Raw genomic sequence first — 2,354 nt, forward strand, 5'->3', positions numbered from 1 at the left:
TCGCTCACCTCTCGATGGAGCCCCAGGTGACCCACACCCCCCTCCGCGACACCAGGAGGACCGGCCGCGCCACCGCGGGCCGGTGGCTGGCCGCCTCCGCCGTGACCGCCACGGCGCTCGTCGGCGCCACCGCGATCGCCGCCGCCGACACCACCCCCGCCGACAACTCCGCCGCACCGCCCGCGGTCGAGGACTTCGCCTACCCGGGCGCCGCAGCGATCACCAAGGTGAAGCTGCTGCGCGGCGACGGCCACATCCTGCTCGGCGACTGCGCCAAGCCCACCCAGATCCAGGTCTGGACCCTGGCCCCGGGCAACCCGGACAACCAGATCTGCTTCACCGTCTCCGGCACCACCGGGTCGCTCTCCCTCCAACTGCCCGAGGTCTTCGCGATCCAGACCGCCGGCGGCCGCGCGGTCCGGGCCGGCCTCACCACCGGCACCACCCAGCAGACCCTCGACGTCCCCAAGGACGGCTTCAAATCGGTCGGCGAAGGCAACAACGGCGCCTCGACCAGCCTCGTCGAACTGACCGTCACCGGCTGACAGCCACCCACTCATCCACCTCTCACATCCGGGAACGCACATGTCTCGCAACTCCTCGCCCCGCAACCTGCGGGCGGGCGCCCTGGCCACCGTCCTCGCCGCCGGCGCCCTGACCACCCTCGCCACGCCCCCGGCCGGCGCCGTGGTCGGCGACGCGGCCGCCAACGGCACCTACGCCTACACCGCGCTCCTGACGATCGGCGACAACCTGCGGGCCTGCACCGGCACGCTGGTCGACCGCAGCTGGGTGCTCACCGCCGCCTCCTGCTTCTCCGACGACCCGGCGCAGCCGCAGGCGCTGGCGGCGGGTGCGCCGAAGTGGAAGACCACCGCGACCATCGGCCGCACCGATCTGACGACCGGTGCCGGAAAGACCGCCGAGATCTCCGAGCTGGTGCCGCGTGCCGACCGTGACCTGGTGATGGCGCGTCTGGCCACGCCGGTGGACGGCATAGCCCCGCTGCGGGTCGCCACCGCCGCGCCCGCCGCCGGGCAGACCCTGCGGGTGCCCGGGTACGGGCGTACCAAGGACGAGTGGGCGCCGCTGAAGCTGCACAGCGGTGCGTTCTCGCTGGACACGGTGAGCGCGACCGGGATCGGCACCACCGGTACGGGCGGTGCGGCGGTCTGCAAGGGCGACACCGGCGCCCCCGTGGTCCGCGAGGTCAACGGCAAGGCCGAACTGGTCGCGGTGGCCTCCCGTTCCTGGCAGGGTGGCTGCCTGGGCGTGCCCGCCACCGAGACCCGCACCGGCGCCTTCAACTCCCGTGTCGACAACATCGCCGGCTGGGTGCAGCAGGTGCGGGCGAAGGCCATCGGTTGGAAGACCCAGGCCCTGGTGCGCAGCGACGCCAACCTGTATCTGGCGTCGCGTCTGTACGACGGTTCGTGGACGCCGTACGAGGATGTTCAGGCGGCGGCGGGGAACATCGGCGGTGTGCGGGCGGTCTCCTCGGCGGGTATCAACGGTGACACCCACGTCATCGCGCTCGGTGGTGACGGGCACCTGCACCACGCCGTGCACAACCTGGACGGCGGCTGGGGCCAGAAGTTCGTCGACATCAACACCACGGTCGCCGACCTCGGCAACATCACCCAGGTCACCATCGCGCCGGTCGGCAACGACCTGCACGTCGTGGTCGTCGCGGACGGCATCCTGTTCCACAGCATGCGGTCCGGCAACGGCCAGTGGAGCTCGTTCAAGGTGGTCACCGAGGTCACCGGTCCGCTCAACGGGATCACCTCCATCTCCGCCGGTGGGGCCGCCGGAGGGGAGTTGCACATCGCCGCCGTGTCGGGCGGGAAGGTCTACCACACCCGCCGCAACGCCGCCGGGAGCTGGTCCCCGTGGGGGTCGGTCGCCGAGGCCGCCGGCGCCACCGCGCCCGTGAGCGCCGTCGCCGTCACCCGCCAGGGCGACGACCTCAACCTCGCCGTGATCGCCAGCGACGGCCAGTACCACACCCTGCGCCACGCCAGCGGCAGCTGGCAGCCGGTCAACTCCCTCGGAAGCGTCCTCGGGAACGTCACCGGCACCGGCATCAGCGCCGCCACCGTCGACACCGACGCCGTCTTCGCCGTCACCACCAACGACAACAAGATCCTGCTGACCAACCGTCACGCCGACGGCAACTGGACCGCCCCCGAGAGCCTCGACCTCACCGCCATCCCCGGCAACCACACCGGCACCGTGATCACCAGCTCCCTCTGACCCCAGGCCTGTCGGTCGGCAGGCCGGCGGGGCACACCTGCTCAGGAGTATGCGAAGCGCCCGGCCGGGAAACCCCGGCCGGGCGGGGAGCGCCGGCG

General features: G+C 72.3%; 2 protein-coding genes. Both read left to right on the forward strand.

Annotated features, from left to right (window positions below; translation table 11 throughout):
* Positions 1-26: 26 nt before the first annotated feature.
* Entirely contained in the window at positions 27-545 is a 519-nt protein-coding gene (locus tag ACFRQN_RS40555; RefSeq protein WP_380716886.1) for a hypothetical protein, read from the forward strand.
* Between the two features lie 40 nt (positions 546-585).
* A complete protein-coding gene (locus tag ACFRQN_RS40560; RefSeq protein WP_117490466.1) occupies positions 586-2,256 on the forward strand; it encodes a trypsin-like serine protease in 1,671 nt (556 codons plus the stop codon).
* Positions 2,257-2,354 lie beyond the last annotated feature (98 nt).

Source organism: Kitasatospora sp. NPDC056800 (assembly GCF_042789775.1).
GTDB lineage: Bacteria > Actinomycetota > Actinomycetes > Streptomycetales > Streptomycetaceae > Kitasatospora.